The organism is Ancylobacter crimeensis, from assembly GCF_023016805.1.
Lineage (GTDB): Bacteria > Pseudomonadota > Alphaproteobacteria > Rhizobiales > Xanthobacteraceae > Ancylobacter > Ancylobacter crimeensis.
This window is the reverse complement of sequence record NZ_JALKCH010000002.1, coordinates 373,577-400,178: the sequence shown is the minus strand read 5'-3', so window position 1 is coordinate 400,178 and position 26,602 is coordinate 373,577. Positions and strand designations below refer to the sequence as shown.

The 26,602-nt window shown below is 66.8% G+C and carries 26 protein-coding genes; 15 read left to right on the top strand and 11 right to left on the bottom strand.

All coding sequences use genetic code 11. The annotated features are described in order from the left end of the window. Positions 1 to 9 precede the first annotated feature (9 nt). The 3 genes from pdeM to MWN34_RS03905 all read right to left on the bottom strand — a co-directional run bounded on the left by pdeM (position 10) and on the right by MWN34_RS03905 (position 4,281). Complete coding sequence (pdeM, locus tag MWN34_RS03915; protein WP_247026912.1) at positions 10 to 756, bottom strand: ligase-associated DNA damage response endonuclease PdeM; 747 nt, start codon at positions 754 to 756, stop codon at positions 10 to 12. Continuing rightward, entirely contained in the window at positions 746 to 3,262 is a 2,517-nt protein-coding gene (locus MWN34_RS03910) for a ligase-associated DNA damage response DEXH box helicase (RefSeq protein ID WP_425532049.1), read from the bottom strand. The genes pdeM and MWN34_RS03910 overlap by 11 nt, the downstream gene beginning before the upstream one ends. A gap of 77 nt (positions 3,263 to 3,339) precedes the next feature. Then, a complete protein-coding gene (locus MWN34_RS03905; RefSeq protein ID WP_247026733.1) occupies positions 3,340 to 4,281 on the bottom strand; it encodes a methyltransferase domain-containing protein in 942 nt (313 codons plus the stop codon). Positions 4,282 to 4,335: 54 nt separating this feature from the next. On the opposite strand from MWN34_RS03905, the gene MWN34_RS03900 reads away from it, so the two are divergent. Genes MWN34_RS03900 through MWN34_RS03885 form a run of 4 tightly spaced genes read left to right on the top strand, consistent with a single transcriptional unit; the run spans position 4,336 to position 8,772 of the window. Further along, entirely contained in the window at positions 4,336 to 5,421 is a 1,086-nt protein-coding gene (locus MWN34_RS03900; RefSeq protein ID WP_247026731.1) for a ligase-associated DNA damage response exonuclease, read from the top strand. Continuing rightward, positions 5,418 to 7,121 carry a cisplatin damage response ATP-dependent DNA ligase gene (locus tag MWN34_RS03895; RefSeq protein ID WP_247026729.1) on the top strand — a complete coding sequence of 568 codons (1,704 nt, stop codon included), beginning with the start codon at positions 5,418 to 5,420 and terminating at the stop codon, positions 7,119 to 7,121. The genes MWN34_RS03900 and MWN34_RS03895 overlap by 4 nt, the downstream gene beginning before the upstream one ends. A gap of 1 nt (position 7,122) precedes the next feature. After that, positions 7,123 to 7,392, top strand: coding sequence for a DUF6460 domain-containing protein (locus MWN34_RS03890; protein WP_247026727.1), 270 nt, complete (start codon positions 7,123 to 7,125; stop codon positions 7,390 to 7,392). 42 nt (positions 7,393 to 7,434) lie between these two features. Continuing rightward, positions 7,435 to 8,772, top strand: a complete 1,338-nt coding sequence (locus MWN34_RS03885; RefSeq protein WP_247026725.1) for an MATE family efflux transporter — start codon at positions 7,435 to 7,437, stop codon at positions 8,770 to 8,772. 28 nt (positions 8,773 to 8,800) lie between these two features. Here the strand turns inward: MWN34_RS03885 and MWN34_RS03880 are convergent, their stop codons facing one another. Both MWN34_RS03880 and MWN34_RS03875 read right to left on the bottom strand, forming a co-directional pair. After that, positions 8,801 to 9,877 (bottom strand): quinone-dependent dihydroorotate dehydrogenase, encoded by a 1,077-nt coding sequence (locus MWN34_RS03880; protein ID WP_247026723.1) that lies wholly within the window; start codon positions 9,875 to 9,877, stop codon positions 8,801 to 8,803. After that, a complete protein-coding gene (locus tag MWN34_RS03875; protein ID WP_247026721.1) occupies positions 9,874 to 10,239 on the bottom strand; it encodes a DUF952 domain-containing protein in 366 nt (121 codons plus the stop codon). The genes MWN34_RS03880 and MWN34_RS03875 overlap by 4 nt, the downstream gene beginning before the upstream one ends. Positions 10,240 to 10,355: 116 nt before the next feature. On the opposite strand from MWN34_RS03875, the gene MWN34_RS03870 reads away from it, so the two are divergent. Next, entirely contained in the window at positions 10,356 to 10,982 is a 627-nt protein-coding gene (locus tag MWN34_RS03870; protein ID WP_247026720.1) for a S24 family peptidase, read from the top strand. A gap of 59 nt (positions 10,983 to 11,041) precedes the next feature. On the opposite strand, the gene MWN34_RS03865 is transcribed toward MWN34_RS03870, so the two are convergent. Then, the gene (locus MWN34_RS03865) at positions 11,042 to 11,299 is read right to left on the bottom strand and encodes a YMGG-like glycine zipper-containing protein (protein WP_247026718.1); all 258 of its coding nucleotides are present in this window, start codon (positions 11,297 to 11,299) and stop codon (positions 11,042 to 11,044) included. 172 nt (positions 11,300 to 11,471) lie between these two features. Between MWN34_RS03865 and MWN34_RS03860 the strand changes: the two genes are divergently transcribed. Then, complete coding sequence (locus MWN34_RS03860; protein ID WP_247026716.1) at positions 11,472 to 12,107, top strand: peroxiredoxin; 636 nt, start codon at positions 11,472 to 11,474, stop codon at positions 12,105 to 12,107. A gap of 54 nt (positions 12,108 to 12,161) precedes the next feature. Here the strand turns inward: MWN34_RS03860 and MWN34_RS03855 are convergent, their stop codons facing one another. From MWN34_RS03855 to def, 3 genes are read right to left on the bottom strand one after another with little or no spacing between them, the layout of a single operon-like run. Next, entirely contained in the window at positions 12,162 to 12,620 is a 459-nt protein-coding gene (locus MWN34_RS03855) for a GNAT family N-acetyltransferase (RefSeq protein WP_425532048.1), read from the bottom strand. Between the two features lie 2 nt (positions 12,621 to 12,622). After that, entirely contained in the window at positions 12,623 to 13,540 is a 918-nt protein-coding gene (gene fmt / locus MWN34_RS03850) for a methionyl-tRNA formyltransferase (protein WP_247026711.1), read from the bottom strand. Positions 13,541 to 13,587: 47 nt separating this feature from the next. Beyond that, complete coding sequence (gene def, locus MWN34_RS03845) at positions 13,588 to 14,112, bottom strand: peptide deformylase (RefSeq protein ID WP_247026709.1); 525 nt, start codon at positions 14,110 to 14,112, stop codon at positions 13,588 to 13,590. 113 nt (positions 14,113 to 14,225) lie between these two features. Here def and MWN34_RS03840 point away from each other — a divergent pair, with 113 nt between their 5' ends. The 3 genes from MWN34_RS03840 (at position 14,226) to MWN34_RS03830 (ending at position 16,696) form a co-directional block, all read left to right on the top strand. Then, a complete protein-coding gene (locus MWN34_RS03840; RefSeq protein WP_247026702.1) occupies positions 14,226 to 15,422 on the top strand; it encodes a DNA recombination protein RmuC in 1,197 nt (398 codons plus the stop codon). Between the two features lie 100 nt (positions 15,423 to 15,522). Next, positions 15,523 to 16,428, top strand: coding sequence for a LysR family transcriptional regulator (locus MWN34_RS03835; RefSeq protein WP_247026694.1), 906 nt, complete (start codon positions 15,523 to 15,525; stop codon positions 16,426 to 16,428). Between the two features lie 91 nt (positions 16,429 to 16,519). Beyond that, complete coding sequence (locus MWN34_RS03830) at positions 16,520 to 16,696, top strand: DUF1328 domain-containing protein (protein WP_247026692.1); 177 nt, start codon at positions 16,520 to 16,522, stop codon at positions 16,694 to 16,696. A 136-nt stretch (positions 16,697 to 16,832) separates the two neighbouring features. Here MWN34_RS03830 and MWN34_RS03825 read toward each other — a convergent pair whose 3' ends face one another. Together MWN34_RS03825 and MWN34_RS03820 are read right to left on the bottom strand one after the other, a co-directional pair. Then, entirely contained in the window at positions 16,833 to 17,387 is a 555-nt protein-coding gene (locus tag MWN34_RS03825; protein ID WP_247026690.1) for a sigma-70 family RNA polymerase sigma factor, read from the bottom strand. Continuing rightward, the gene (locus MWN34_RS03820) at positions 17,384 to 17,650 is read right to left on the bottom strand and encodes a NepR family anti-sigma factor (protein ID WP_247026688.1); all 267 of its coding nucleotides are present in this window, start codon (positions 17,648 to 17,650) and stop codon (positions 17,384 to 17,386) included. The genes MWN34_RS03825 and MWN34_RS03820 overlap by 4 nt, the downstream gene beginning before the upstream one ends. Positions 17,651 to 17,850: 200 nt before the next feature. Between MWN34_RS03820 and MWN34_RS03815 the strand changes: the two genes are divergently transcribed. The 6 genes from MWN34_RS03815 to MWN34_RS03790 all read left to right on the top strand — a co-directional run bounded on the left by MWN34_RS03815 (position 17,851) and on the right by MWN34_RS03790 (position 26,596). Further along, complete coding sequence (locus tag MWN34_RS03815; protein ID WP_247026686.1) at positions 17,851 to 18,654, top strand: response regulator; 804 nt, start codon at positions 17,851 to 17,853, stop codon at positions 18,652 to 18,654. Then, on the top strand, positions 18,651 to 19,988 hold the full coding sequence (locus tag MWN34_RS03810) for a sensor histidine kinase (RefSeq protein ID WP_247026684.1): 1,338 nt from the start codon (positions 18,651 to 18,653) through the stop codon (positions 19,986 to 19,988). Before MWN34_RS03815 ends, MWN34_RS03810 begins: the two co-directional genes overlap by 4 nt. A gap of 276 nt (positions 19,989 to 20,264) precedes the next feature. Beyond that, positions 20,265 to 20,633 (top strand): hypothetical protein, encoded by a 369-nt coding sequence (locus MWN34_RS03805; protein WP_247026682.1) that lies wholly within the window; start codon positions 20,265 to 20,267, stop codon positions 20,631 to 20,633. Between the two features lie 109 nt (positions 20,634 to 20,742). Continuing rightward, positions 20,743 to 21,279, top strand: a complete 537-nt coding sequence (locus MWN34_RS03800) for a PRC-barrel domain-containing protein (protein ID WP_247026681.1) — start codon at positions 20,743 to 20,745, stop codon at positions 21,277 to 21,279. A 148-nt stretch (positions 21,280 to 21,427) separates the two neighbouring features. Then, on the top strand, positions 21,428 to 24,232 hold the full coding sequence (locus MWN34_RS03795) for a [protein-PII] uridylyltransferase (RefSeq protein WP_247026679.1): 2,805 nt from the start codon (positions 21,428 to 21,430) through the stop codon (positions 24,230 to 24,232). Between the two features lie 135 nt (positions 24,233 to 24,367). Continuing rightward, complete coding sequence (locus tag MWN34_RS03790) at positions 24,368 to 26,596, top strand: transglycosylase domain-containing protein (RefSeq protein ID WP_247026677.1); 2,229 nt, start codon at positions 24,368 to 24,370, stop codon at positions 26,594 to 26,596. The last annotated feature ends 6 nt before the right edge of the window (positions 26,597 to 26,602 follow it).

The window sequence follows — 26,602 nt, the reverse complement described above, 5'->3', positions numbered from 1 at the left end:
TGAGTGGCTCTACCCGGCAAGCTGCCGTCCGTCCGGCACGCAGGCATGGTGCGCGATGCGGTAGGTGCGCACCGGCCCGGTGAGATAGGCCGTGTAGGGGCCCGCGAACAGCGCGGCGAGCGCGGGATCGCGGATATTGAGCCCGCCGGCATAGGCGCCGAGCGCCGGGAGCACCAGCCGCCGCGCATCGCCGGCAAAGCAGCGCCGCCGGATCGCCCGCCCCCGCCGTACCAGCCGGGCGACGGGGTGGTAATGGCCGGAAAGCTCCCCCTCCCCGTCCCCGACAGCCCCCGGCTCATGCCGCAGCACCAGCGAACCGAGGTTCAGTGCCGCGAGATGGATGCCGCCGAGCTCGGGTACCGGGTCGGGATCGTGATTGCCGGCAATGAAGACAAGCTCCCGCCCGCGCGACAGCGCCGCGAGCGCGGCCCGCTCCACCTCGCCGAGCCGGGCGCCCGCGCGGCGGTCATGGAGGGTATCGCCGAGCAGCACCAGAACGCGCGGCCGCCAGCGCTCGACGAGACGGGCGAGCAGGGCAAGCGTGGCGCGGCTGTCATAGGGCGGCAACGGCACTCCGCGCGCGGCGAAGGCGGAGCCCTTTTCCAGATGCAGGTCGGCGACGATCAGCGCCCGCTCGGCCGGGAGGTAGACCGCGCCGAAAGGGTCGAGCACCAGTTCGGCCCCGGCGAGCGCGATGCGATCCTCCGCCTCACGCCCTCTGGACTCATCATCCACCACACTGCACTCATCGGCCAGCACCCATCGCCTCCTCGATCAGCTCCGCCTCGGTCTCCGCCAGCAGCGCTTCCGCCGCCTCCCCGAACACCGCCTCGCGGCCGATCTCCAGCATCACCGGCACGGCGAGCGGCGACACCCGGTCGAGCGGCACATGGTCGATTCGTCCGGCGATGCGGTTCAGCATGTCGGAGAGCCGGCGAATGTCCAGAAGCCCGGTGGCGGCGTCCTGCCGGGCGGCCCGCAACAGCACGTGACCCGGCTCGTGCGAGCGCAGCACGTCATAGACGAGATCGCTCGACATCGTCACCTGCCGGGCGTTCTTCTCCTTGCCGGGAAAGCGCCGCTCGATGAGCCCGGCGATGATCGCGCATTGCCGGAAGGTGCGCTTCATCAGCGCGGATTCGGCGAGCCAGGCCTCCAGATCGTCGCCCAGCATGTCGGCGTCGAACAGCTCGGCAAGGTCGAGCCGGCCCTGGGCGACGGCCAGAGAAATATCGGAAATTCCATATACCGCAAGGGCATAGTCGTTGGCGACGAAGCCGAGCGGGCGCAGCCGCGCCCGCTCAAGCCGCCGCGTCAGCAGCATGCCCAGCGTCTGGTGGGCGAGCCGGCCCTCGAAGGGATAGGCGACGAGATAATGCCGCCCGCCACGCGGAAAGGTCTCGACCAGCAGGTCCTCCCGCCCCGGCAGGCGCGAGCGCAGGCGCTGCATGCCGAGCCAGTCCGCGACCTGTTCGGGCAGCGTTGGCCAGCGGTCCGGGCTCGCCAGCATCGAGCGGACCCCGGCGGCAAGATAGGTGGAGAGCGGGAACTTGCCGCCCGCATAGGAGGGCACCTTCGGGTCGGTCGAGGAGGAGCGCACCACCTGCACCTCTTCCTCGACAATCGCTTGATATTCCAGCACTTCCCCGGCGAAGACGAAGGTGTCGCCGGGGCTCATGGTCTCGACGAAATATTCCTCGACCTCGCCGAGCACCCGGCCCCCCATCCGCGCCCGGCCGCCCCGCCCGGCCTTCACCAGCCGGACCTTGAGCATCGAGGCCTCGACGATGGTGCCGACATTGAGCCGATATTGCTGAGCCACGGCCGGATTGGCGACGCGCCAGCGTCCGTCCTTCATGCGGCGGATGCGGGCGAAGCGCTCATAGGCACGCAGGGCATAGCCGCCGGTGGCGACGAAATCGACCACCGCCTCGAAATCCTCATAGGACAGAAGGGCATAGGGCTCGGCGGTGGTGACTTCGCGGTGCAGTTCGTCGAGGTGGAACGGCCCCGCGCAGGCCATGCCGAGTACGTGCTGGGCCAGCACGTCGAGCGCGCCGGAACGCTCGACCTTCGCGTCCTGGGCGCCCGCCGCGACGGCCTCCAGCGCGGCGCGGCACTCCAGCACCTCGAAGCGGTTGGCCGGCACCATGACCGCACGCGACGGCTCGTCGAGACGGTGATTGGCGCGGCCGATGCGCTGCATCAGCCGGGAGGACCCCTTCGGCGCGCCGACATTGATGACGAGATCGACATTGCCCCAGTCGATGCCGAGATCGAGCGAGGAGGTGCAGACCACCGCCTTGAGCCGCCCTTCCGCCATCGCAGCCTCGACCCGGCGGCGCTGGGAGACATCGAGCGAGCCGTGGTGCAGGGCGATGGGCAGGTTCAACTCATTGATTTTCCAAAGCTCCTGAAACAGAAGCTCAGCCTGCATCCGGGTATTGACGAAAACCAGCGTAGTGGTCTGCTGCGTGATCAGGCGATACATCTCGCCCAGCGCATGGAGCGCGCTGTGCCCGGCCCAGGGCAGGTGCCGGGCGGTGTCGAGCATGGAAAGATCGGCCGCCGCCCCCGCTGGCGCGACGACGAGATCACCCATCGCGTGCTCGCCGGACGGCTGCGGCACCAGCCAGCGGCGCAGCGTGTCCGGGTCGGCGACCGTGGCCGAAAGCCCGACGGTCTGCACGTGAGGCGCCAGCGCCCGCAGACGAGCGAGGCCAAGCGCCAGCAGGTCGCCCCGCTTGGAGCCCGCCAGCGCATGGAGTTCGTCGAGCACGATGCGGGTGAGGCCGCCGAACAGATGGGGCGCGTCGGCGGAGGCGAGCAGGAGCGCGATCTGCTCCGGCGTGGTCAGCAGGATGTCCGGCGGATCGCGCCTCTGGCGCTGGCGTCGCGAGGCCGGCGTGTCGCCGGTGCGGGTCTCGATGCGGATCGGCAACCCCATCTCCGCCGCCGGCCGTTCCAGATTGCGGGCGACATCCACCGCCAGAGCCTTGAGCGGCGAGATGTAGAGCGTGTGCAGGCGCGAAGGGCCGTTGCGCCCCTCCGACAGTTCCACGAGGCTCGGCAGGAAGCCCGCCAGCGTCTTGCCGGCCCCTGTCGGGGCGATAAGCAGGGTGGAGCGACCGGCGCGCGCCTTGGCGAGAAGTTCGAGCTGATGGGCGCGCGGCGCCCATCCCCGCGCCTCGAACCAGCGGAGGAAGCGCGCGGGCAGCTCTCCGACGGCGTCGGGTTCGGGGTGGTCGGATGCGGGCGTCACGCGCGGACGCTAGCGGAGGTTCACCATAGGTTCCATGTCTTTATACGCAGGGGCGCCGGCATGCGCGGGATGTCGGCTCAGGCGCCCCGTCGCGCCGCCAGCACCAGACCCGGCACCGGCTCGCCCTTCTCCGTGCGGGTCGAGGCGGCTTCGCACAGAAGCAGCTCGAAGCCTTCATCGGCGAGGACAGAGCGGACATAGGCCTGCGCATGGGCGTAACGCAGGGTGTCGCGCAACAAGACACCTGGGCCCGCATGCGTCTCGACCGTGAAGGCAAGGAGCCCGCCCGGCTCCAGCACGCGGCGGCTTTCCGCCAGAACCGGGGCGAGGTCGTCCAGATAGCAGAAGGCATCGCCGGCAAAGACGAGATCGGCGTCGCCCGCCGGCCGACCGACGAGAAACGCCACCATGTCGCCGACGGCGAGCTCGTCATAGAGGCCGCGCTCTTTCGCCAGCGCGATCATGTTCGGCGACAGGTCGACCCCGGACAGCCGGCCGACCTGGGGAGCGAGCCGCACACCGACGAGCCCCGTTCCGCAGCCGAGATCAACGCCATGGGCAAAGACGACCTCCCGCCCGAGCCGGGCACAGGCCTGCTCCAGCGCGGCGGCGATGAGTTCCGGCCCGCGATAATCCAGCCGGGCCAGCGCGGCATCGAACCGGGTGGCGTACTGGTCGAACAGGGTTCGGACATAGCCGGCGCTGAGGCCGGCGCCGCCTTTCTGAGCGGGTGCCAGCCGGGCGAGCTGCGCGCCCGCGCCAAGCCGGTCCTCGGGGTCGAGCGCCAGCGCGCGGCGGAAGGCTTCGGTCGCGCCTGCCACGTCGCCGGTTGCCGCACGGGCTTCCCCCAGCAGGAACCACAGCGGCAGGAACTCCGGCGCCCGCTCGCCAGCCTCGGCAAGAAGCGCGGCGGCGTCTGCGGCATTGCCCTCGTTCAGCAGGGCACGGGCCCAGTCGAGCCGGCGATCCACCGCAGCGTCGCCGGAGGTGAGGAAAAGCGGGACAGCGGCGGCTGACATGGGAAGCGGTCCGAAGCGGGCAAAGCCCCGCGCGCGCCCTATATATGCTCCCGCATGCGCCCGGAAGACCTTCTCATCTCCACCCCGCAGGGGCTTTATTCGCCGGCCGGCGACTTTCATGTCGATCCGACCCGCCCGGTGCCGCGCGCCGTCATCACCCATGGCCATTCCGATCATGCCCGCGCCGGCCATGGTGCCGTGCTCGCGAGCCGCGAGACGCTCGACATCATGGCGATCCGCTATGGCGCCGACTTCACCCGGCAGCGCCAGCCGGCCGCGTTCGGAGAGCGGGTGGAGGTAAACGGCGTCGGCATCACGCTGCATCCGGCCGGACATATCCTCGGCTCGGCGCAGGTGGCGATCGACTGGAAGGGCATGCGCATCGTCGCCTCGGGCGACTACAAGCCGGGCGCCGACCCGACCTGCGTGCCGTTCGAGCCGATGCGGTGCGACGTCTTCATTTCGGAAGCCACCTTCGGCCTGCCGGTGTTCCGCCATCCCGATCCGGCGCAGGAAACGGCCAAGCTGCTGTCGTCGCTGGAGCTTTTCCCGGAGCGGGCGCATCTCGTCGGCGCCTATCCGCTCGGCAAGGCACAGCGGGTGATGGCGCTGCTACGCGCCGCCGGCCATGATCGGCCGATCTACCTGCACGGCGCGATGGAGAAGCTGACAGCCTATTATGCGCGTGAAGGCATCGCACTCGGCGAGGTGCGGCTGACCCGCGACGCCAAACCCGCCGAGCTGGCTGGCAACGTCATCATCTGCCCGCCCGGCGCGATGACCGACATCTGGTCGCGCCGCTTCCCCGATCCGGTCACCGCCTTCGCTTCGGGCTGGATGCGCATCCGCGCCCGTGCCCGGCAGAACGGGGTCGAATTGCCGCTCATCATTTCCGACCATGCCGACTGGGACGACCTGCAGCACGCCATCCTCGCGACCGGATGCCAGGAGCTGTGGGTCACCCACGGTCAGGAAGACGCGCTGGTGCATTGGGCGCTGCTGGCTGGCATGCGGGCTCGTCCGCTGCATCTCGTGGGCTATGGCGAGGAAGAAGCTGAAGCAGCCACGGCAACGGAAGGCGAGGCGCCGGGAAGCGGGGCGACGGGAAGCGGGGCGACCGGAAGCGGGGTCGAGGCATGAACCGCTTCGCCGCCCTGCTCGACCGCCTCGTCTATGAGCCGCGCCGCAACGGCAAGATCCGGCTGATCGCCGATTATTTCCGCCATGTGCCCGATCCCGAACGCGGCTGGGCGCTTGCGGCACTCACCGGCGCGCTGAGCTTCCGCAATGCCAAGCCCGGCCTGATCCGCCAGCTCATCGCCGAGCGGACCGACCCGGTGCTGTTCGCGCTGTCCTATGACTATGTGGGCGACCTGTCCGAGACCGCTGCGCTGATGTGGTCCACCCCGCCGCATGGCCGGAACGAGGAGCCGCCGACGCTCTCCGCCGTCATCGACGCCTTCGCGACGCTCGGCCGCGGCGAATTGCCGGCCCTGCTCGCCGGTTTGATGGACCGGCTCGACGAGACCGGCCGCTGGGCTCTGCTCAAGCTCATCACCGGCAGCCTGCGCATCGGCGTCTCAGCCCGGCTGGCCAAGACGGCAGTGGCGGCGCTGAGCGAAGGCACCCCGCAGGAGGTTACGCCGGATGCGGTGGAACTGGTCTGGCCCGGCCTCAGCCCGCCCTATGAAGCCCTCTTCGCCTGGGTGGAAGGGCGCGGCGCGAAACCGGAAACGGCGGATCCCGCACCGTTCCGCCCGGTGATGCTCGCCCATGGCATCGAGGACGCCGATTTCGCCGCGCTCAACCCCGCCTCCTACCGCGCCGAGTGGAAATGGGACGGGATCAGGGTTCAGGCGGTACGCGGCCATGACCCTGCCGGCCACGTCGTCACGCGGCTTTACAGCCGCACCGGCGAGGACATCTCCGGAGCCTTCCCGGATCTTGCCGACGCGCTGGCCTTCGACGGGGTGGTGGATGGCGAGTTGCTGGTGCTGCGCGAGGGACGGGTGCAGTCCTTCAACGTGCTGCAGCAGCGCCTGAACCGGAAAAGCGTGACGCCGAAGCTGATCGCCGAATTCCCGGCCCATATCCGGGCTTATGACCTGCTCGTGGAGGCGGGAGAGGATCTGCGCGACCAGCCTTTCGACACACGCCGCTCCCGGCTCGAACAGCTCGTCTCGCGCCATGACGGTGGGCGGCTCGACCTCTCGCCGATGATCGCCTTCTCAAGCTGGGAGAAGCTGGCAGAGGCGCGCGCCGACCCTGCAGCGCATGGGGCGGGCGGGGATGCCGAGGCCGTGGAAGGCGTCATGCTGAAACGGGCCGACAGCGCGTACCTGCCCGGACGTCCGAAAGGCCCGTGGTGGAAATGGAAGCATGACCCGCACAGCATCGACGCCGTGCTGATGTACGCCCAGCGCGGCCACGGCAAGCGCTCCTCCTTCTATTCCGACTACACCTTCGGGGTCTGGACCTCCGAAGGCGAACTGGTGCCGGTCGGCAAGGCCTATTTCGGCTTCACCGATGCCGAACTCGCCGAGATCGATCGCTTCGTGCGGCGGAACACGGTGAACCGCTTCGGCCCGGTGCGCGAGGTGGTGCACACGCTGAGCGAAGGGCTGGTGCTGGAGGTCGCGTTCGAGGGCCTTGCGCGCTCGACCCGGCACCGCTCCGGCCTTGCGATGCGCTTTCCCCGCATCGCAAGGCTGCGCTGGGACAAGCCTCCCGCCGAAGCCGACCGGCTGGAGACGCTGGAGCGCCTGTTGAAGGCGGAGGCGCCCTCCCCTCCCGAGGCGAGAAGTGCTAACTCAGCATCCTCGCCGCAGCCGGAGCCGTAGCATGACGGACAAGTCGATCGGTCGTTTCATGGGCGGCTCGCCCGTCTGGGTGCTGCTGCAGCTTGTGGCGCTTTCCGTGGTGGCCGGCGTCATTCTCAGCGCGCTCGGGCTTGATCCGTTCGACATCCTCAACAGCCTCCGGCGGCTCGCCTATCACCTGCTTGATTTCAGCTTCGGCACCATCGAGAAGCTCTGGCGCTATTTCCTGCTCGGTGCGGTGGTGGTCATTCCGATCTGGATCCTGCTCCGCTTCGCCCGCGGCTTCCGCTGATCCTTCATCCTTTCTCCCTGACCTGTTGCCGGGACGCTTTCCATGTCTACCACCGCGACGGCGGGCTACGCTGTCGTCACACACAGGCGCTTTCTCTCCATAGCGCTGCCGGCGACGCTTGCCGAGATGACGACGCCGATCCTCGGCCTCATCGCGACCGGATCCATCGGCCGGCTCGGCGATGCGGTGCTGCTCGGCGCGGTCGCGATCGGGGCGCTGCTTTTCGACTTCGTGTTCTGGGTGTTCGGCGCGGTCCGCCTCAGCACTGCCGGCCTTACCGCGCAGGCCCTCGGCAGGACCGATCAGGTCGAGATGCGTGCAGTGCTGGCTCGCGCCCTGCTGGTGGCGGCCACGATCGGCACGGCGATCATCCTCGTGCACGTGCCTATTGCCACTCTCGCCTTCCGCTCCATGGGCCCGAGCCCGGCGGTGACCGAAGCGGCCACGCTCTATTTCGGCATCCGCATTCTCTCGACACCCTTCGCCATCGCCAATTTCGCGCTGTTGGGCTGGCTCATCGGATTGGCGCGCACCGATATCGGACTTGCTCTGCAGATCCTCATCGCCGGCGTGAATGCCGTCGCGACCGCACTGCTGGTCCTACATTTCGACCTCGGCATCGCCGGTGCCGCGAGTGCGAGCGTTCTTGCCGAGGCCTGCGGCACGCTGGCGGGCCTCATCGCGGCGCGCCGGCTGATGGTGCGCGTGACCGGCGGCTGGCGTACGCCGTGGCGCCTCCTGCTCGACCGGCGGCGCATGATCGAGACGGTCGCCATCAATTCCAACATGATCGTGCGGACCGGCCTGCTGATGAGCGTGCTGCTGTTCTTCACCTCACAGGGCGCACGGCAGAGCGACGCGGTGCTGGCGGCCAATGCGGTGCTGCTCAATGTCGCGATGGTCACCGCTTTCTTTCTCGACGGCTTTTCGACCGCCGCCGAGCAGGTCTGCGGCCAGAGCGTCGGCTCACGCGACCGGACGGGCTTCACGCGGGCGGTGCGCATGGTGCTCGGCTGGGGCTTCGGCTTCGCCCTGCCTGGAACACTGCTGCTCATGCTGGGTGGCGGGGCGGTGGTGGACCTGCTCACCTCCAATGCGGAGGTGCGGGTGCTGGCGCGGGACTATCTGCCGCTCGCTGCGCTCACGCCGCTCGCCGGAGCCGCGGCCTTCGCCTATGACGGCATCTATGGCGGCGCGACCTGGTCGCGCGACATGCGCAACCTGATGCTTCCGGCGGTGCTGACCTTCGCGTTGATCTGGTGGCTCACCTTGCCGCTCGGCAATGTCGGGCTGTGGATCGCCTATCTCGGTTTCCTTGCAGCACGCGGCCTCTACCAGGCGCTGCGGATGCCGACGCTGGAGCGCCGGACCTTCGGCTGAAGACCGTGCCGTGCCGAAGGTCCTGGCGTCAGGCGGTCGGGAACGGTGACGCCACGAGACGGGCCGCCTCAGAGCCCACCAGGGCGTCGAGCGGCGTGCCGTCGGACAGCCGCGCGAGCAGCCCTGCCTTGATCCGCGAGACAAGGCCCATGCCCTCATAGACGAGGCCGGAATAGAGCTGGATGAGGCTTGCCCCCGCCGTGATCTTGGCCAATGCGGTCTGGGGGCTGTCGATGCCGCCGACGCCGACGAGTGGGAACTGGCGCTCCACGCGCAGATAGGTTTCGGCCAGCATGCGGGTGGAGAGCGGAAAGAGCGGCCGGCCCGAGAGCCCGCCCGTCTCGCCGCGATGGACCGAGCGCAGGCTTGCCGGGCGGGCAAGGGTCGTGTTGGACACGATCATGCCGTCGACCCGGCGCCGGCGCGCGACCAGGACGACCGCGTCGAGATGCGGCAGGGCAAGATCGGGCGCGATCTTCAAGAGCAGCGGGATGCCCGGTGCGGTGGCATCGCGCGCCTCGATCACGCGGGCGAGCAGGTCGTCGAGCGCCTTCTCCTCCTGCAGATCGCGCAGGCCCGGCGTGTTGGGCGAGGAGACATTGGCGGTGAAATAGCTTGCGACCCCGGCGAAGGCCCGGATGCCGGCGACGTAATCCCCTGCCCGATCAATCGAATCCTTGTTCGCTCCGACATTGACGCCGACGATCCCGGGACGCCCCGCCCGCGCCTTCAGCCGCGCCAGCGCCGGCCCGTGGCCGCCACTGTTGAAGCCATAGCGGTTGATCACCGCACGGTCCTCGGTCAGGCGGAAATTGCGCGGCCGCGCATTGCCGGGCTGCGGACGCGGGGTGATGGTCCCGACTTCCGAGAAGCCGAAGCCGAGCGCCAGCAATGCGTCCGGAACCTCGGCTTCCTTGTCGAATCCGGCGGCAATGCCGACCGGATTGGGAAAACGCAACCCGAAGGCCGTCACGCCGAGGCGGGCGTCATCGGCTGTGGGCGGACGAGCCGGCAGGCAGGCCAGCGCCTTCAGGGCCATCCCATGGGCGCGCTCCGGGTCGACAAGCCGCGCGAAGAGCAGGGCAAGGTCGAGCAGCGCGCTCATGCGAGATCCGGGAAAACGGGGTGGCCATCCGGTCCCAGCGGCAGGGGCTTCACCCACAGCACGGCGTCGAAGAGCAGCGGCCCATAGAGATGCGGAAACAGATCGCCGCCGCGCGAACGCTCCCAGCGCAGCGCGGAAGGGTCGAGCGTCGCGGTGCGGATCGCGATCAGCAGCAGGTCGGGCTTGCCCTTGAAATGGCGCTCGGCGGTCTCGCGCACCTGCGCGGCCGTGGAGAAATGGATGTAGCCATCCGCCAGATCGACCGGCGCTCCATCGAACTGCCGCGCCTCCTCGGCCCGGCACCACAGAGGCGCAGGGGCGATCTTGTAGATGATATCGGCCTTCGGACAAACGCTCGTCATGACGCGAGCACTAGAGCCAGCCGCCCCCGCGCGCAAGCGGGACTGGACAAGAATTCGAATAGGGCATAATTCCTATGCATAGATAATATTCCACCCCTCTGGCGGAACCTCAAGCCATGCTCACCCATTCGCAGATCTGGAAAGCGGTGGACCAGTTGGCCGAACGGAACGGACTGAGCCCGTCCGCGCTGGCCAAGAAAGCCGGGCTGGATGCCACCACGTTCAATCGCTCCAAGCGCATCACCCCGGACGGGCGGGCACGCTGGCCCTCGACCGAGAGCATCGCCAAGATTCTCGCCGCGACGGGGGAAAGTCTTGACGATTTCATGAACACCATCAGCGAGCGCAAGCCGGCCGGCCGCTCGATCCCTCTGCTCGGCTTGGCGCAGGCGGGGGCTGGTGGCTTCTTCGATGATTCCGGCTTTCCCGCCGGCGGTTCCTGGGACGAGATCGCCTTTCCCGGAATGGGCGACGAGAACAGCTATGCGTTGGAGATTTCCGGCGACTCGATGATGCCGCTCTACCGGGATGGTGACATCGTCGTCGTTTCGCCCACCGCCGCCGTGCGGCGCGGCGATCGGGTCGTCGTGAAGACCCGGGGCGGCGAGGTGATGGCAAAGGAACTGAAGCGACGTACCGCGCGCACCGTCGAATTGCGCTCGCTCAATCCCGATCACCCCGACCGGTTACTGCAGCTCAACGAAATCGCCTGGCTGGCCCGCATCCTGTGGGCCAGCCAGTGATCTCCGGTACATACGAAAACGGCCCCCGGAGGGGCCGTTCATACTCGCATGGGCGACGTTCAGCAGCGGACCATCACCGTGCGGCCATACGAGTCGCGGGCATAGCACTCACGCGGAGACGTGGCATTGCCGATGACAGCGCCGGTAGCGGCGCCCACGCCCGCACCGATCGCCGCGCCCGTGCCGCCGCCCGCGATGCCGCCGATTACAGCGCCGGTGCCGCCGCCAATGAGCGCCCCGCCCGCGGTGCGCTGCTCAGTGGTGGTGCAGGCCGCAGCGCTGAGCGCAAGGGCGGAAACGGCAATGATCCTCAACATGGGTGCTCTCCGACTGACAGAATCGCGGCGCCCGCTTTCGGGCCGCTCGGCCATTAACGCCGAGCACGGTACGGAGTTCCAGGTGGTGAGTTTGAAAGGCTCTTCCAAAGACCTGATACCCGATTATAATACAATCTGAATAGACTATTTGGACACGCACAAGGAGTGCACGATGACGATCCGACTGGGCGATGTCGTTCCCGATTTCGACGCGCAGACGACCGAGGGGCCGATCCGGTTTCACGACTGGCTGGGCTCGTCCTGGGGCGTGCTGTTCTCGCATCCGCGGAACTTCACGCCCGTTTGCACCACGGAACTCGGCCAGGTCGCGCGGCTGAAGCCGGAATTCGACCGTCGCAACGTGAAGGTGATCGGGCTTTCCGTGGATCCGTTGGACGCCCATGAGACATGGGCCGCCGACATCGCCGAGACGCAGGGCTATGCCCCGAACTTCCCGCTGATCGCCGATACCGAGAAAACTGTGTCCGGTCTCTACGACATGATCCACCCGAATGCGTCGGATACCGTGACCGTCCGTTCCGTCTTCATCATCGGGCCGGACAAGAAGCTGAAGCTCACCCTCACCTACCCGGCCAGCACCGGGCGCAACTTCGACGAGATCCTGCGGGTCATCGATTCCCTGCAGCTGACCGCCGAACATCAGGTCGCGACGCCGGCCAACTGGCAGCAGGGCGGTGACGTCATCATCGTTCCCGCCGTCAGTGACGAAGCGGCGAAGGCGAAGTATCCGGATGGCTGGAAAACGCTGAAGCCGTATCTGCGCGTCGTTCCCCAGCCGGGCAACTGACCGGTCCGACATGCGAGGAGACGGGCGCCGGCACCACCGGCCCCGTCTTCGCCTTCACATCAGGTTCTTGCGGAACTGGATGAAGCCGGGACGATCCGCAACGGCATCATAAAGCCGCTGCGCCGTCTCGTTGGTCTCATGGGTGAGCCAGTAGACCCGCGAGCAACCCATGGCCTGCGCCTCGGCATAGACATGCTCGATGAGCGCCCGCCCCAGCCCATGGCCCCGCGCCTCCTCGCTCACGAAGAGATCGTTGAGATAACAGTAGTCGCCGGGATTCCACGTCGTGCGATGGCGGATATAGTGGACGATGCCGAGGGGGCGTCCATCCACCAGTCCGAGGCCGCACCACATCGGCTCAGCGGGATCGAGCAGCCGGGCGAAGGTCGTGTCGGTCGTCGCCTGGGGCAGCGCGACCTTGTAGAACCGCTGGTAGCCGATCCAGAGTGGCTCCCATGCGGCGCGATCCTGCGCGGCGAGAAGGCGCACCGTAACACTCTGATTCGCAGCCATGGTCATCCCAGTCGCATCCCCTTGAGAAGCGCCGTTCCGCGCAGGAACTCCCCTGCCGGCATGGCACGCGCTCCGGCCTTCTGCACCTCGACGAGACGCACGGCACCCGCGCCGCAGGCGACCGTCAATCCGTCATCGATCAACATGCCGGGCTCGCCGTGCGCCTGCGCCTGCGCCGATCGCAACACCTTCACGCGCGCCCCGTCGAGGTCGAACCACGCGCCGGGAAAGGGCGACAGGCCGCGAATGTGATCGTGCACTTCCTGTGCCGGACGGCTCCAGTCGATCCGCGTTTCGGCCTTGTCGAGCTTGGCGGCATAGGCAACGCCGACCTCGGGCTGGGGCGTGAAGACGAGGCCCCCGCGATCGAGCGCCGACAGCGCCCGCGCCATGAGGTCCGCGCCGATGATCATCAGCCGGTCGTGCAGCTCGCCGGCCGTCATGTCGGGCTCGATCCCCACCCGTTCGATGAGACCGACCGGGCCCGTGTCGAGACCGGCTTCCATCTGCATCACCGCGACGCCGGTCTCCCGGTCGCCCGCCATGATGGCACGCTGGATCGGGGCCGCGCCGCGCCAGCGCGGCAGCAAGGACGCGTGGAGATTGAGGCAGCCGAGCCGCGGCGCGGCAAGGATGGCCGGCGGGAGGATGAGGCCATAGGCGACGACGACGGCGACGTCTGCCTCATGAGCGGCAAACGCAGCAGCAGCCTCGGGCGTTCGCAGCGAAGCGGGATGGAAGACCGGGAGTCCGAAGCGCTCGGCCGCGGCCTGAACGGGAGAGGGCACCCGATCGAGGCCCCGCCGCCCTCCCGGCGCCGGTGCGCGGGTATAGACGGCCACGACCTCATGCCCGCGGCCGACGATCTCCGCCAGTGTCGGAACCGAGAAACCCGGCGTTCCCATGAAGACGACGCGCATGCTACCCCTGTGGCTTTGTTCAGGACTCGGGTGAACGGGGAAACCGCTTAGCGCTCGTCCCGCTCGCGCTCGCGCGCCAGCTTGGTGAACTTCTTCACCACGCGATCGCGCTTCAGTTTGGAAATATGATCGATGAAGAGCACGCCATTGAGATGGTCTATCTCGTGCTGCACGCAGGTCGCGAGCAATCCGTCGGCCTCGATCTCGCGGGTCTCCCCGTCGATATCCATGTAGCGGACCGTGACCCGCGCCGGTCGTTCGACATCCTCGTAATATTCGGGGATCGACAGGCAGCCTTCCTGGTAGACGGACCGTTCGTCCGACTCGGCAACCACTTCGGGGTTGATCAGGAGGAGCGGCTTCTTGTCCTCGCCCTCGCGCGACACGTCGATGGTAATGACGCGTTCCGGCACGCCGACCTGAATGGCGGCGAGGCCGATGCCCGGCGCCTCATACATGGTTTCGAACATGTCCTCGACCAGCGAACGCACCTTTGCGTCCACGCGGACGACCGGGTCCGAGGTGAGACGAAGACGGCTATCGGGAAGAATGACGAGCGGGCGTTGCGGCATGACAGGCAGATAAGCGAGAGCCCGGTGAGGGTCAACGAGGAAGATGAGGGCACAGGCGCGATATTGTTCGCTTTTTGTTCGCCAGACGCCGGAAAACGCGCTAGAGCAGGCCCATGGACGAGCCCCTGTTCTCGATCGGCACGCATCTGGTCCGCACGAGCCAGCTTCTGCTGGCACTCGCGGGCGGCGCCCTGCTTTTGCTCCTTACGCTCCTGCTGTCGACCCGGCGGCAGGCAGGCCTGCGGGCGGCGGAAGCGGACGAGCAACACCAGCGCGCGCTCGATCTCGAGGATCGGCTCGCCGACCTCGCGCGTATCCAGTCCGAGACGGTCGGCCGCGTGCAGTCGATGGCCGAGCTTCTCACCCATCGCCAGAGCGAATTGTCGCGCGCCGTGGCGGAACGGCTCGACGCGACGAGCCATCGCATGGGCGAAAGCCTCGCCCGCGCCAGCGAGGCAACGCATGAGAATCTCGCCCGTCTGAACGAACGCCTCGCGCTGGTCGACCAGGCCCGCCAGAGTCTGGGCGAACTCTCCGGGCAGGTGATGAGCCTGCGCGAGACACTTTCCAACAAGCAGGCGCGCGGGGCCTTCGGCGAGGGACGGCTGCAGGCGATCGTCGCGGACGGACTGCCGCGCGACAGCTTCGCCTTCCAATTCACCCTCCCGGGAGGAAGGCGTGCGGACTGCGCCGTGTTCCTGCCCGGCGACCATCGCCCGCTGCTCATCGATTCCAAATTCCCGCTCGAAGCGGTGACAGCCTTTCGCGAGGCCAGCGGCGCTGAGACGCGGCGACACGCGGAAAGCCGGCTGAAGCAGGATGTCGGCAAGCACATCACCGATATTGCCGAACGCTATCTGGTGAGCGGCCAGACGCAGGACGTCGCGCTGATGTTCCTGCCGTCCGAGTCGGTCTATGCCGAGCTGCACGAACATTTCGACGACGTTATCCAGCGTGCTTTCCGGGCGCGGGTCATCCTCGTCTCCCCCTCCCTGCTGATGCTGGCGATCCAGGTGGTCCAGGCCATCGTCAAGGATGCCCGTATGCGCGAGCAGGCCGACCTCATCCGGGCGGAATGCGGAGCTCTGGTGGCGGATGTGGTGCGGCTGCGCGAGCGAGTCGGCAATCTGCAGCGTCATTTCGGCCAGGTCGGGGACGATGTCGCCCAGGCCCTGATCTCCGCCGACAAGATCGCCCGACGGGGCGCACGCATCGACCAGCTCGAATTCGAGCGCTCGCCGCCGGTCAATGGTGTCGAGGATGATCTTGCCACGCTCGCCGGTCTCGCGACGGCACGCCGCACGACCTGACGCCTCTAAAATCAGGGCGGCGCCGAACCTGACATCTGTCCAATTCGCAACTGGCCGTGCATCTGTTAAAAGGCGCGCTTATCCACCGGGAAGCGTTTGCGTGCTCGATCGTTTCGAACTTCTGCTGGCGCTGGCCAAGGAGCGCCATTTCGGCCGGGCCGCGGAGGCCTGCGGCGTAACCCAGCCTACCCTCTCCGCCGGCCTGAAGCAGTTGGAGGAAGCTCTCGGCGTACGCCTCGTCGAACGGGGGTCGCGCTTCATCGGCTTCACCACCGAGGGCGAGCGCGCCCTGGAATGGGCGCGGCGCATCGTGGGCGATGCCCGTGCCATGCGACAGGAGATCGCCTCACTTCGGCGCGGCCTCTCCGGCCATCTGCGCATTGCCGCGATCCCGACCGCAATGCCGATGCTCTCCGAGCTCACCACCCCTTTCCACCAGAAGCATGCGGATGTGCGTTTCACCCTGATGTCCGCTACCTCCAACGAAGTGCTGCGGCTCATCGAGAATCTGGAAGCCGACGCCGGCATCACCTATCTGGACAACGACCCGCTGGGCCGGGTCAAAACGGTTCCACTCTATCAGGAGGGCTACCGTTTCCTTACCGCCGCCGATTCTTCGCTTGGCGATCGCGAGCGCGTGACGTGGGAGGAAATCGGGCAGGTGCCGCTCTGCCTGCTTACCCCCGACATGCAGAACCGGCGCATCGTGGAACGCCAGCTCAAGCAGGCGGGCCATGCCGGCACGCCGATGCTGGAGTCCAATTCCACCATCGCCCTCCTCGCCCATGTGAGCACCGGCCAATGGGCAAGCGTGGTGCCGACCTCGCTGGCGGATGTGTTCGCGTTCCGCACCAAGGTCCGCTCCATTCCCATCGTCGACCCGGAAGTGCTGCACGAGATCGGGCTGGTCGTGCTCGATCGTGACCCGATGACGCCCATCACCGCCGCGCTTGTCGCCGAAGCCCGGCTCGTCGGCCCCATCCTGCGGGCGCGCAACCAGGCGTGAGGCTTCCTGCTGCGGATGCGGAACTTACCGCACGTTTCGTTCGTTACTTGATCGAAGCGGCAAGGTCCGCAGACAGACCGGAGGTTTTTCCATGCTGGGTTGGGCTGTTACTTTCCTCGTCATCGCGCTGATCGCCGCAGTGCTCGGCTTCGGCGGCATTGCGGGAACGGCGATCGGCATCGCGAAGATCATCTTCTTCGTCGCAATTGTCCTTTTCCTTATTTCGGCGGTCTTCGGCATGGTCCGAGGCCGGTCGAGCGGAATTTAAAAGGACGCAAATGGAAAAACCCCGGAGCAACCTCCGGGGTTTTTTTAGTCCTCATTTACCGGAACCGACATGCAAGATCATCCCGGAACGCCAACGCGCTCCGGGATGAGTCTGCGTCAGATTGTGATGAATGGCGTCAGGGACGATGAATGGCAGCAACCGCTGCACGGGTCGGCTGATCCGGCCCGAAATCCTCGATGGTATCGATCGACAGCATCTCACCAAGCCGACGACGCGCGCGGTTCACCCGGCTCTTGATGGTACCGACCGCGCATTGGCAGATGTCCGCAGCCTCTTCGTAGGAAAAGCCGGAGGCTCCCACCAGAACAAGCGCCTCGCGCTGGTCCGGCGGCAGGCGGTCGAGTGCGGAACGGAAGTCCTCGAAGTCCAGATGCGTGGTCTGGTCAGGATTGGTGGTGAGCGTCGCGGCAAACACACCGTCGCTGTCCGGAACCTCGCGCCGCCGCTTGCGGTATTCCGAGCGGAAGAGGTTTCGCAGGATGGTGAAGAGCCACGCCGAGAGGTTAGTGCCCGGGCGGAAACTCGAAATATTGGCGAAAGCCCGCAGTAGCGTTTCCTGCACGAGGTCATCCGCCCGGTCGACGCTGCCGCTCAAGGAAATGGCAAAGGCGCGCAGATTGGGAATAGCCTCGATGATTTCCTTTCGAAGGCCGGGATCGAAGGTGCTCACCGCTGCTTCCCCTCGCCCGACGCCTTACCATCCTTGCCTTCACTGTTCGCCGGCTCGTCGAGCTGTGCGAGAAGGTCAAGGAACCGGTCGGGCACCCCCTGCCTCACGACATCGTCGTACATAGCCCGCAAATGCTGCCCGATTTTCGACTGCACATCGCGGCCGAGTGTAGTTCCGGGCGCGGGCGTGACACCTCTGCGCAACTGGGAAATGGTTGCCCCCCCGGTCCCGAGGGCCCCGGCGTCCGCCTGCTCGTCTTCCATTCTCTTCCGTCCCGACATTAGGCCTCCCAAGCGCCCGGAGATCCGGATGTCCGCCGCCAGGTCCCACTCCAACCCCTTCCACGCCTTCGGGTTCCCGCGCCGGCAACATTTTTGAACGATTTTTCACGATGCCATGGAACACAGCGCCCGAGGCGGCGTTATGCTCCCCGTTAAGCCTTCGACCTATCGGGGAGACGTCTGTGAGCACATCGCAGCTGGTCGCGCAATACCTGCCTTTTCTTCGTCGCTATGCCCGTGCCTTATGCGGCAGCCAATCGGCCGGCGACGCCTATGTCACTGCGCTGCTCGAAGCCCTTATTGCCGAACCGGACTCCCTCGACCGCAATGTCGATACGCGGGTTTCCCTGTATCGACTGCTGACCCGGCTCTGGAATTCTGTCGCCATCAATAACGAAGTCGATCCGGCCGCGCCCGCCGTGAGGGGTGAGCAGCGGCTCGGTCACATAACGCCGCTGGTGCGCCAGGCGTTCCTTCTGGTGTCTCTCGAGGGTTTCGACGAGCAGGACGCCGCCACCGTGCTGGATATCGACGTTCCGCGGCTGCGGGGTCTGGTCGAGGATGCCGGACGCGAACTTGCCGCCGAGATCGCGACCGATGTGCTCATCATCGAAGACGAGCCTTTCATCGCACTGGACCTCGAAGGCCTGGTGGAAAGCCTCGGCCATCGCGTCACCGGGATCGCCCGCACACATTCGGAAGCGGTCGCTCTGGCCCGCCGGCGCACGCCCGGCCTGGTGCTGGCGGATATCCAGCTCGCCGACGGCTCGTCCGGTCTGGATGCGGTGAATGAACTCATCGAGAGCGTGGAAGTGCCGGTCATCTTCATCACGGCCTATCCCGAGCGCTTCCTTACAGGCGTGCGCCCCGAGCCGGCCTTCCTCATTGCCAAGCCGTTCCAGCCCTCCACCGTCGCGGCGGTGATCAGCCAGGCGCTGTTCTTCGAACGCAAGGCACGCCCCCGGGAGCAGCGCGCGACCGCGTGAGCGTCCCGGGCATGGGCTGGCTACTGAACCACCTAGATGACGCGGCGCGGCTCATAACCGCTGCCGCGTCGCTTGCCATTTCCATCGGGCTTCTCCGCTTCACCCGGATCCGCCGAAACCTGCCGGCCCGCGCCCGCTGGCTGGCCCTGTTGTTTGCCGCCCTCGCCCTCACCCTCGGAATCCTGTCCGTGCTGGTATCGCTCGGCGACAGCGGCGTGGTGGCGGGACTGCAGAGCACTGTGCGGCTGGTGGGCTCCGTTCTCATGGTGTCCATCGCAATCGTGCTGTGGACGCATTTCGAATCTCTCGTAAAGCTGCCTCTGCCGGACACCGTCGCGAGCGAACAACGGCGATTGACCCTCGAACTTGCGAGCGCTCTGCAACGTTACGAGATGGCGTTGCGAGGCTCCAATGTCGCAATCTTCACGCAGGACAAGGACCTGCACTACACCTCGGTGAGCAAACCGATCTTCGGCCTTCCCATCGAAAAGGTCTTGGGGTCAACCGACATCGACGTCCTCGATGCCGCCTATGCAAAACCGCTCGACGAGCTCAAGCGCGAAGCTCTCACCACCAACGAGACCCGCAAAGGCGAGGTGGAGGTCGACGAGGCCGACGGCAAGCGCTGGTACGACGTCCATATCGAGCCCCTGCGCGATCTCAACGGTGCCACGGTCGGCCTCACTGGTGCTGCGGTTGATGTGACCGACCGCAAGGAAAATGAACGGCATCTACGCCTGCTGATGCGCGAGCTGACCCATCGCTCGAAGAACCTGCTCGCGGTCATCCAGGCCATGGCCCGGCAGACCGCACGCCACGCCGGCACCACGGATGATTTCGTCGAGCAGTTCAGCGCACGACTTCAGGCGCTGGCGCGCTCGCACGACCTGCTTGTGCAGGAGAGCTGGCACGGTGCCTCACTCACCGAGATGGTACGCTCGCAGCTCGGCCATCACCTCAACAAGGACGGCAGCCAGGTGACGATCGAGGGGCCGGACCTCATGCTGAAGCCGGAAGCCGCTCAAAATCTTGGCCTTGCCCTGCACGAACTGTCCACAAACGCCGCGAAATATGGAGCACTGTCCGTCCCCGGCGGCCATGTCGAGATCCGGTGGGAGCACCGGCCGCTCGCAGATGGAGGCGGCATCGACCTCAGCTGGGTCGAAAAGGGCGGGCCGCCCGTTCGCGCTCCCGAAGGTCGCGGCTTCGGCTCCCTTGTCATCGAGCGGAATCTTTCGCGGGCTCTCGACGGCGAGGTAACGCTTGACTTCGCCCTCGACGGCGTCGCCTGCCACGTCGTCGTGCCGCAACAGCACCTCACCCCGTCGCGCTGACACCTGCTTACGGCACACCTCTCATCGTACCGGAAATTGCTGCGTTTTCGACGGTGGAACTTAACCTTTCCTTGAAGGTTAAAGGTGCGATCGGGTCGCTGAAGCTCGTGCGCCCCACCACATCTCAACCGGTCCAACGTCCGCTATCCGGCGGCGCATCATGAATGCGCCGCGTGCGAAGCCACGTGACGTGCGGCGGTCCGAAAGGGAGAGACTTCCATGCTGCGCGTTTCCCCCCGTTCTGCCGTTCTGCGCCGCCATTCGGGTACGGCGCGCATGGCTGTCGTAGCCGTTCCCCTCCTCCTCGTCGCTTCGGGTCTCGGCGCGGTTGCAGCGACCACCAGTTCGGCGGAGATGCCACGCATCGTCGTCACGCGCCCGGCCATCAATGAAGTGAACCACGCCGGAAAGACGGATCGTCTTGCGCTGCCGCATGTCCCCGGCACCTCGGCCTCCCTCGTCTCGGAGATCGCCAGCGCCCAGACATCCATCGTGTCGAAGAGTGTCGTCGCCCAGAAAGCAACGGGAAGCGCTCCAATGCGGGAGCGGACCAATGCGCTACCGCGCGGCTGCCTGTCCTCCATCGGTGCGCTGCGTACCAACAGTGCGACGGAGGAACTGACCGTCTGTGTTGCCTCTCTCTGACGCATGTCGATGAAATAACGTTAGGGAACATCATCATCTCCGAGGCGTTGGTCTTTCATGATCGGCTGCCATGCCGACGAAACGGATCAATGAAACTGGGAGATGACTGATGACCAATAAGCTCGTGACCATGACCGCCGTAGCGGCTCTGGCCCTCAGCCCGGCCGTCGCCTTGGCCCATAGTGCCGCTCCGGCCCCGGCCACGCCGCCGACCGTGGTGGCGCCCGAAAACCCGTCGACCACCGCTCCGCCCGAAGCCATGCCGACGGCCCCTGCGCCGGGCACCAGCGCCACGGTCGCTCCCACCACGGCCAGGTTCGTAAGCCAGCAGGCTCCGGACCAATGGCTGGGCAGCGAACTGATCGGCACCGCCGTCGTCACGTCCAATGACGAGAAGCTTGGCTCGATCAGTGATCTCGTGATGGAGAAAGACGGTCGGGCGGTGGCTGCGGTGATCGATGTCGGTGGGTTCCTCGGCATTGGTGCAAAACCCGTTGCCGTCTCCTTCGATTCCCTGACCATGGCCCCTACCGATGGCGGCCAAAAGATTGTGGTCTCCCTCACCAAGGAAGAGCTGAATCAGGCGCCGGAATTCAAGAACCTCGCGCAGGCACGCGCGGCGAGCGGCGAAACCAAGACCCAGTAGACGCCACCGACGACCACCAAGAAGAAATGCCCGGCCTCTTTGGCCGGGCATTTTTGCATGGCATGTGTCCGCGGAAGAATCGAGGCGCCACATGACGGAAGCGACAGGATCGGATACATCGGGAGGATTGCCGCGACCGGACCCGCTCATGACCGACATTCGCCGCCGCCGCCGTTCCGACCATCCCTTTCGCGAACTGTTCGACATAGACGCCGTCAGGGCCCAGTTGCGGATCATGGGCGAGGACTATCTGGCTCACCCGGTGGGCGGCGGCATCAGCCTGCGCACCCGGGCGGCAAAGTACTTGAAGGGCATCTACCAGGATGGCCAGAAGGTTGCGGAACGCTGGCTCATGGAAGACGGCTCCGGCCGCCGCTGCGCCGAGCGCCTGTCCCGGCTTCATGACGAGATCATCGCGCTTGTCCATGAGATGGTCGTGAGCGTGCTCTATCCGGTCGATAATCCCTCCACCGCCGAGCGCATGGAGATCATCGCCATCGGCGGCTATGGCCGCGGCCTCATGGCGCCCGGCTCCGACACCGACATCCTGTTCCTCCTGCCCTACAAGCAGACGGCGTGGGGCGAGAGCGTCGCCGAGGCCATGCTCTATGTGCTCTGGGACATGGGTCTCAAGGTCGGCCACGCCACGCGCTCCGTGGATGAGTGCATCCGCCAGGCCCGGGCGGACATGACGATCCGCACCTCGCTGCTTGAGGCCCGCCGTGTGGTCGGCACGGGCTCGCTCTACGATGAACTGACCCGCCGCTTCGACAAGGAAGTGGTTGAGGGCACGGCGGTCGAATTCGTCGCCGCCAAGCTCGCCGAGCGCGAGGAGCGGCTCAAGCGGGGCGGCCAGTCGCGCTATGTCGTCGAGCCGAATGTGAAGGATGGAAAGGGCGGCCTTCGCGACCTGCACACGCTGTTCTGGATTGCAAAATATGTCTATCGCGTGCGCGAGACCCGCGAACTCGTGGCAAAGGGCGTGTTCACCGCCGAAGAGTCGGTCATTTTCCGGCGCTGCGAGGATTTTCTCTGGTCGGTGCGCTGTCATCTCCATTTTCTCGCCGGCAAGGCCGAGGAACGCCTGTCCTTCGACGTCCAGCGCGACATGGCGGAGCGGCTCGGCTATACCGCGCATCCCGGCCTGCGCGACGTCGAGCGCTTCATGAAGCACTATTTCCTCGTCGCGAAGGATGTCGGCGATCTCACCGCCATCGTCTCAGCGGCGCTGGAAGAACGGCACGACAAGCCGGTGCCGCGGCTCAACCGGATGATCGCGCGGCTGCGCTCTTCGCCGCGCCGCACGCTGAAGGAGAGCCGCGACTTCATCGTCGACCATGACCGCATCAACATCGCCGATCCCGAGGCCTATAACCGCGACCCGGTCAACCTCATCCGCTTGTTCCACCTGGCGGACCGGCACGAGCTCGCCTTCCACCCCGACGCGATCCGGCTAGCGACACGCTCGCTGAAGCTGATCGATCAGAAGGTGCGGGAGGATGCCGAGGCCAACAAGCTCTTCCTCGAGGTCCTGTGCTCGCGCAAGACGCCGGAGATCGTGCTGCGGCGGATGAACGAGACCGGCGTGCTCGGGCGCTTCGTGCCCGAGTTCGGCAAGGTCGTCGCGATGATGCAGTTCAACATGTATCACTCCTACACGGTGGACGAGCATCTCATCCGCTCCATCGGCACCCTCACCGAGATCGAGCGTGGCGACCGGCCCGAGCTTGGGCTCGCCATTGAATTGATGGGGCAGATCAAGAACCGGCAATTGCTCTATGTCGCGGTGTTTCTGCACGACATCGCCAAAGGCCGGCCGGAGGATCACTCCATCGCCGGCGCGAAGGTGGCGCGGCGGCTGTGCCCGCGTTTCGGGCTTTCCCATGCCGATACCGACACGGTTGCGTGGCTCATCGAGCAGCATCTCACCATGTCGACCATCGCACAGTCGCGCGATTTGTCCGACCGCAAGACCATCGAGAATTTCGCCGCCGTGGTGCAGAATCTGGAGCGGATGAAGCTTCTGCTGATCCTGACAACGGCGGATATCCGCGCCGTCGGGCCGGGCGTGTGGAACAACTGGAAGTCCCAGCTCCTGCGCACGCTTTACCACGAGACCGAACCGGTCATCACCGGCGGGTTCTCCGAGAGCAACCGCAACCAGCGGGTGGCACGGGCGCAACGCGAATTCCGCGGCGCGATCAGCGGTTGGGACGAGGCGCCGCTCGAGCGCTACATGGCCTTGCACTACCCGTCCTACTGGCTGCGCGTCGACCTCGACCATAAGCTCGATCACGCCCGTTTCATCCTCGAAGCGGAGGCCGAAGGGCGTGCCCTCGCGACGACCAGTCAGACCGATCAGGCGCGTGGTGTGACCGAATTGACCGTCCTCGCGCCCGATCATCCCAAGCTGCTCGCCGTCATCGCCGGCGCCTGTGCGGCGGCCGGGGCGAACATCGTGGACGCCCAGATCACCACCACCACCGACGGGCGCGCGCTCGACACCATCTCGCTGACCCGCTCCTTCGATCAGGACGCCGACGAGATCCGGCGTGCCGAGCGCATCTCCGCCTCGATCGAGAAATCGCTCTCCGGCGAGATCAAGCTGCCCGAGGTGGTCGCCCGCCGCCTGCCGAAGCGGCCGCGCGCCTTCACGGTGGAACCGGAGGTGACGCTCAACAACGCCTGGTCGAACCGCCATACGGTGATCGAGGTGTCCGGCCTCGACCGGCCCGGCCTGCTCTACGGCCTCACGCAGACGCTCTCGCGCCTCAACCTCAACATTGCCTCCGCCCATGTCGCGACCTTCGGCGAGCGGGCGGTCGACGTGTTCTACGTCACCGACCTGATGGGGGCGAAGATCGTCGGGGCCGCGCGCCATTCGGCGATCCGCCGGGCGCTGCTGCATGTGCTCGACGCCGAGGACGAGGCGGAGAGCGCAAAGGCGGGCTGAACCTTCCCCTGTCCGCCATGCCGCGGGATTTACCCGATGACGTCGCGGCGGTGCCGCATTCCCCACGTTTAACCGCGCTTTAAACGGCGCGGTTTAGGGTTCGTTTACCCGCGCGGCGTGGAATGGGATGGTGGAATGGCAGGCAGACGGCAGGGGAGAGAACGGCGCGAGCCGGTGCTCGACACGACGCCGATGTCCGGCCTCCGCCTCTCGCCGGAGGACCGCGCTGCCGGGCCCTCAGGCGGATCGCGCTTCTCCCGGAACGCCGGCGGGGAGGCCTTTTCCGACCATTTCGACGAGGCGGAGGACGACCTTATTCCCGCGCGCCGCAAAAGCCCGAACCGACGCCAGGGGCGCGGTGCGTCCCGTGCGCGCCGCAGGTTCGGCGTCGGCCGGCTGTTCTACTGGCTCGTCGTGCTAGCGATCTGGGGTGGCATCGGCGCCGCCGGGCTCGTCGCCTATGAGGTGACGCAGCTTCCTCCGATCCAGAACCTCGCCATTCCCGAGCGCCCGCCCACCGTCACGATCCTCGCCGCCGACGGCTCGACCATCGCGACGCGCGGCGACATGCGCGGCGCGGCGGTGCCGATCAAGGCGTTGCCGGCCTATCTGCCGCAGGCCTTCGTCGCCATCGAGGACCGGCGCTTCTACGGCCATTTCGGCGTCGATCCGCTTGGCCTCGCCCGCGCGATGGTGACCAATCTCACCTCCGGCCGCTTGCGCGAAGGCGGCTCGACGCTGACCCAGCAGCTTGCCAAGAACCTGTTCCTCACGCAGGAACGCACCCTCTCCCGCAAGATCCAGGAGGCGATCCTCGCGATCTGGCTGGAACGGAAATACAGCAAGAACGAGATTCTCGAACTCTACATCAACCGGGTCTATTTCGGCGCCGGCGCCTATGGCGTCGAGGCTGCGGCGCAGCGCTATTTCGGCAAGCCGGCGAAACAGGTGACGCTCGCGGAAGCCGCCATGCTGGCCGGCCTCGTGAAGTCGCCCTCCACCCTTGCCCCGACGCGCAACCTCAAGGGCGCGCAGGACCGTGCCGAGATCGTGCTGGCCGCGATGCGCGAGGCCGGCTTCATCACCGCCGAGGCCCAGAAGACCGCGCTCGCCAGGCCCGCCACGGTCGCCAAGACCGCCAGCTCCACCTTCGCCGGCTATGCCGCCGACTGGGTGATGGACGAACTCGGCCGGCTGCTCGGCCCGGTCGAGCACGACGCCGTGGTGCAGACCACGCTCGACCGCGCCGTGCAGGCGAGTGCCGAGAAAGGCCTTGCCGACGTGCTGGCGAAGAGCGGCGGCAAATACGGCGTCGAACAGGGCGCCGTGGTGGTGATGGACATGACAGGCGGGGTGCGGGCGCTGGTGGGCGGACGCTCCTATGAGGAGAGCCAGTTCAACCGCGCGATCACCGCGAAGCGCCAGCCCGGCTCTGCCTTCAAGGCGTTCGTCTATCTCGCCGCGCTGGAACGTGGCCTGACGCCCGACAGCATCCGTGAGGACGCCCCGGTCAACCTCAAGGGGTGGAAGCCGGAGAATTATTCCCGCGAATATCGCGGGCCGGTCTCGCTGACCACCGCGCTTTCGCTCTCGCTGAACACGGTAGCGGTGCGGCTGGCGCTGGAGGTCGGGCCGGCGGAGGTGGTGAAGACCGCGCAGCGGCTGGGCATCGCTTCCAAGCTCGACCCCAACCCTTCCATTGCGCTCGGCACGTCCGAGGTTTCTCTGCTGGAGCTCGTGGGGGCCTACGCACCTTTCGCCGATGGAGGCACCTCGGTCACGCCCCACGTCATCCAGCAGGTGAAGGATAGCAAAGGCAAGGTGCTCTATGCCTATGCCGCCCCCGCCGGCAGCCAGCAGGTGGTCGCGCCGCCCCATCTGGCGATGATGAACCACATGTTGCAGGAAACCGTCATCAGCGGCACCGCCAAGCGGGCGGACCTGCCGGGCTGGCCGATCGCCGGCAAGACCGGCACCAGCCAGGATTGGCGCGACGCCTGGTTTGTCGGCTATAGCGGGCGCTACATCGCCGGCGTCTGGCTCGGCAATGACGACGCCTCACCGACGAAGAAGGCGAGCGGGGGGACACTGCCGGTCGATATCTGGAGCCGGGTGATGAAGACCGCTCATGAAGGCCTGCCGCCCGTGGTGCTGCCCGGCACCTCCGCCTATGGCACCGCCGTGGCCGAACGCGCGCCGGGCGAGGCGCCCGACGAGCCGGCCTTCACCGGCGGCCCGGCGCCGGCACAAGGAAGCTACCCGCTGCCGCCCGGCACGGTGGGAGCGGGACGCAGCACACCCGCGGCGGCGCCCTCCCCCGGCCTCGACGACTGGCTGATGGACAAGCTGTTCGGCAAATCCTGAGCGTGC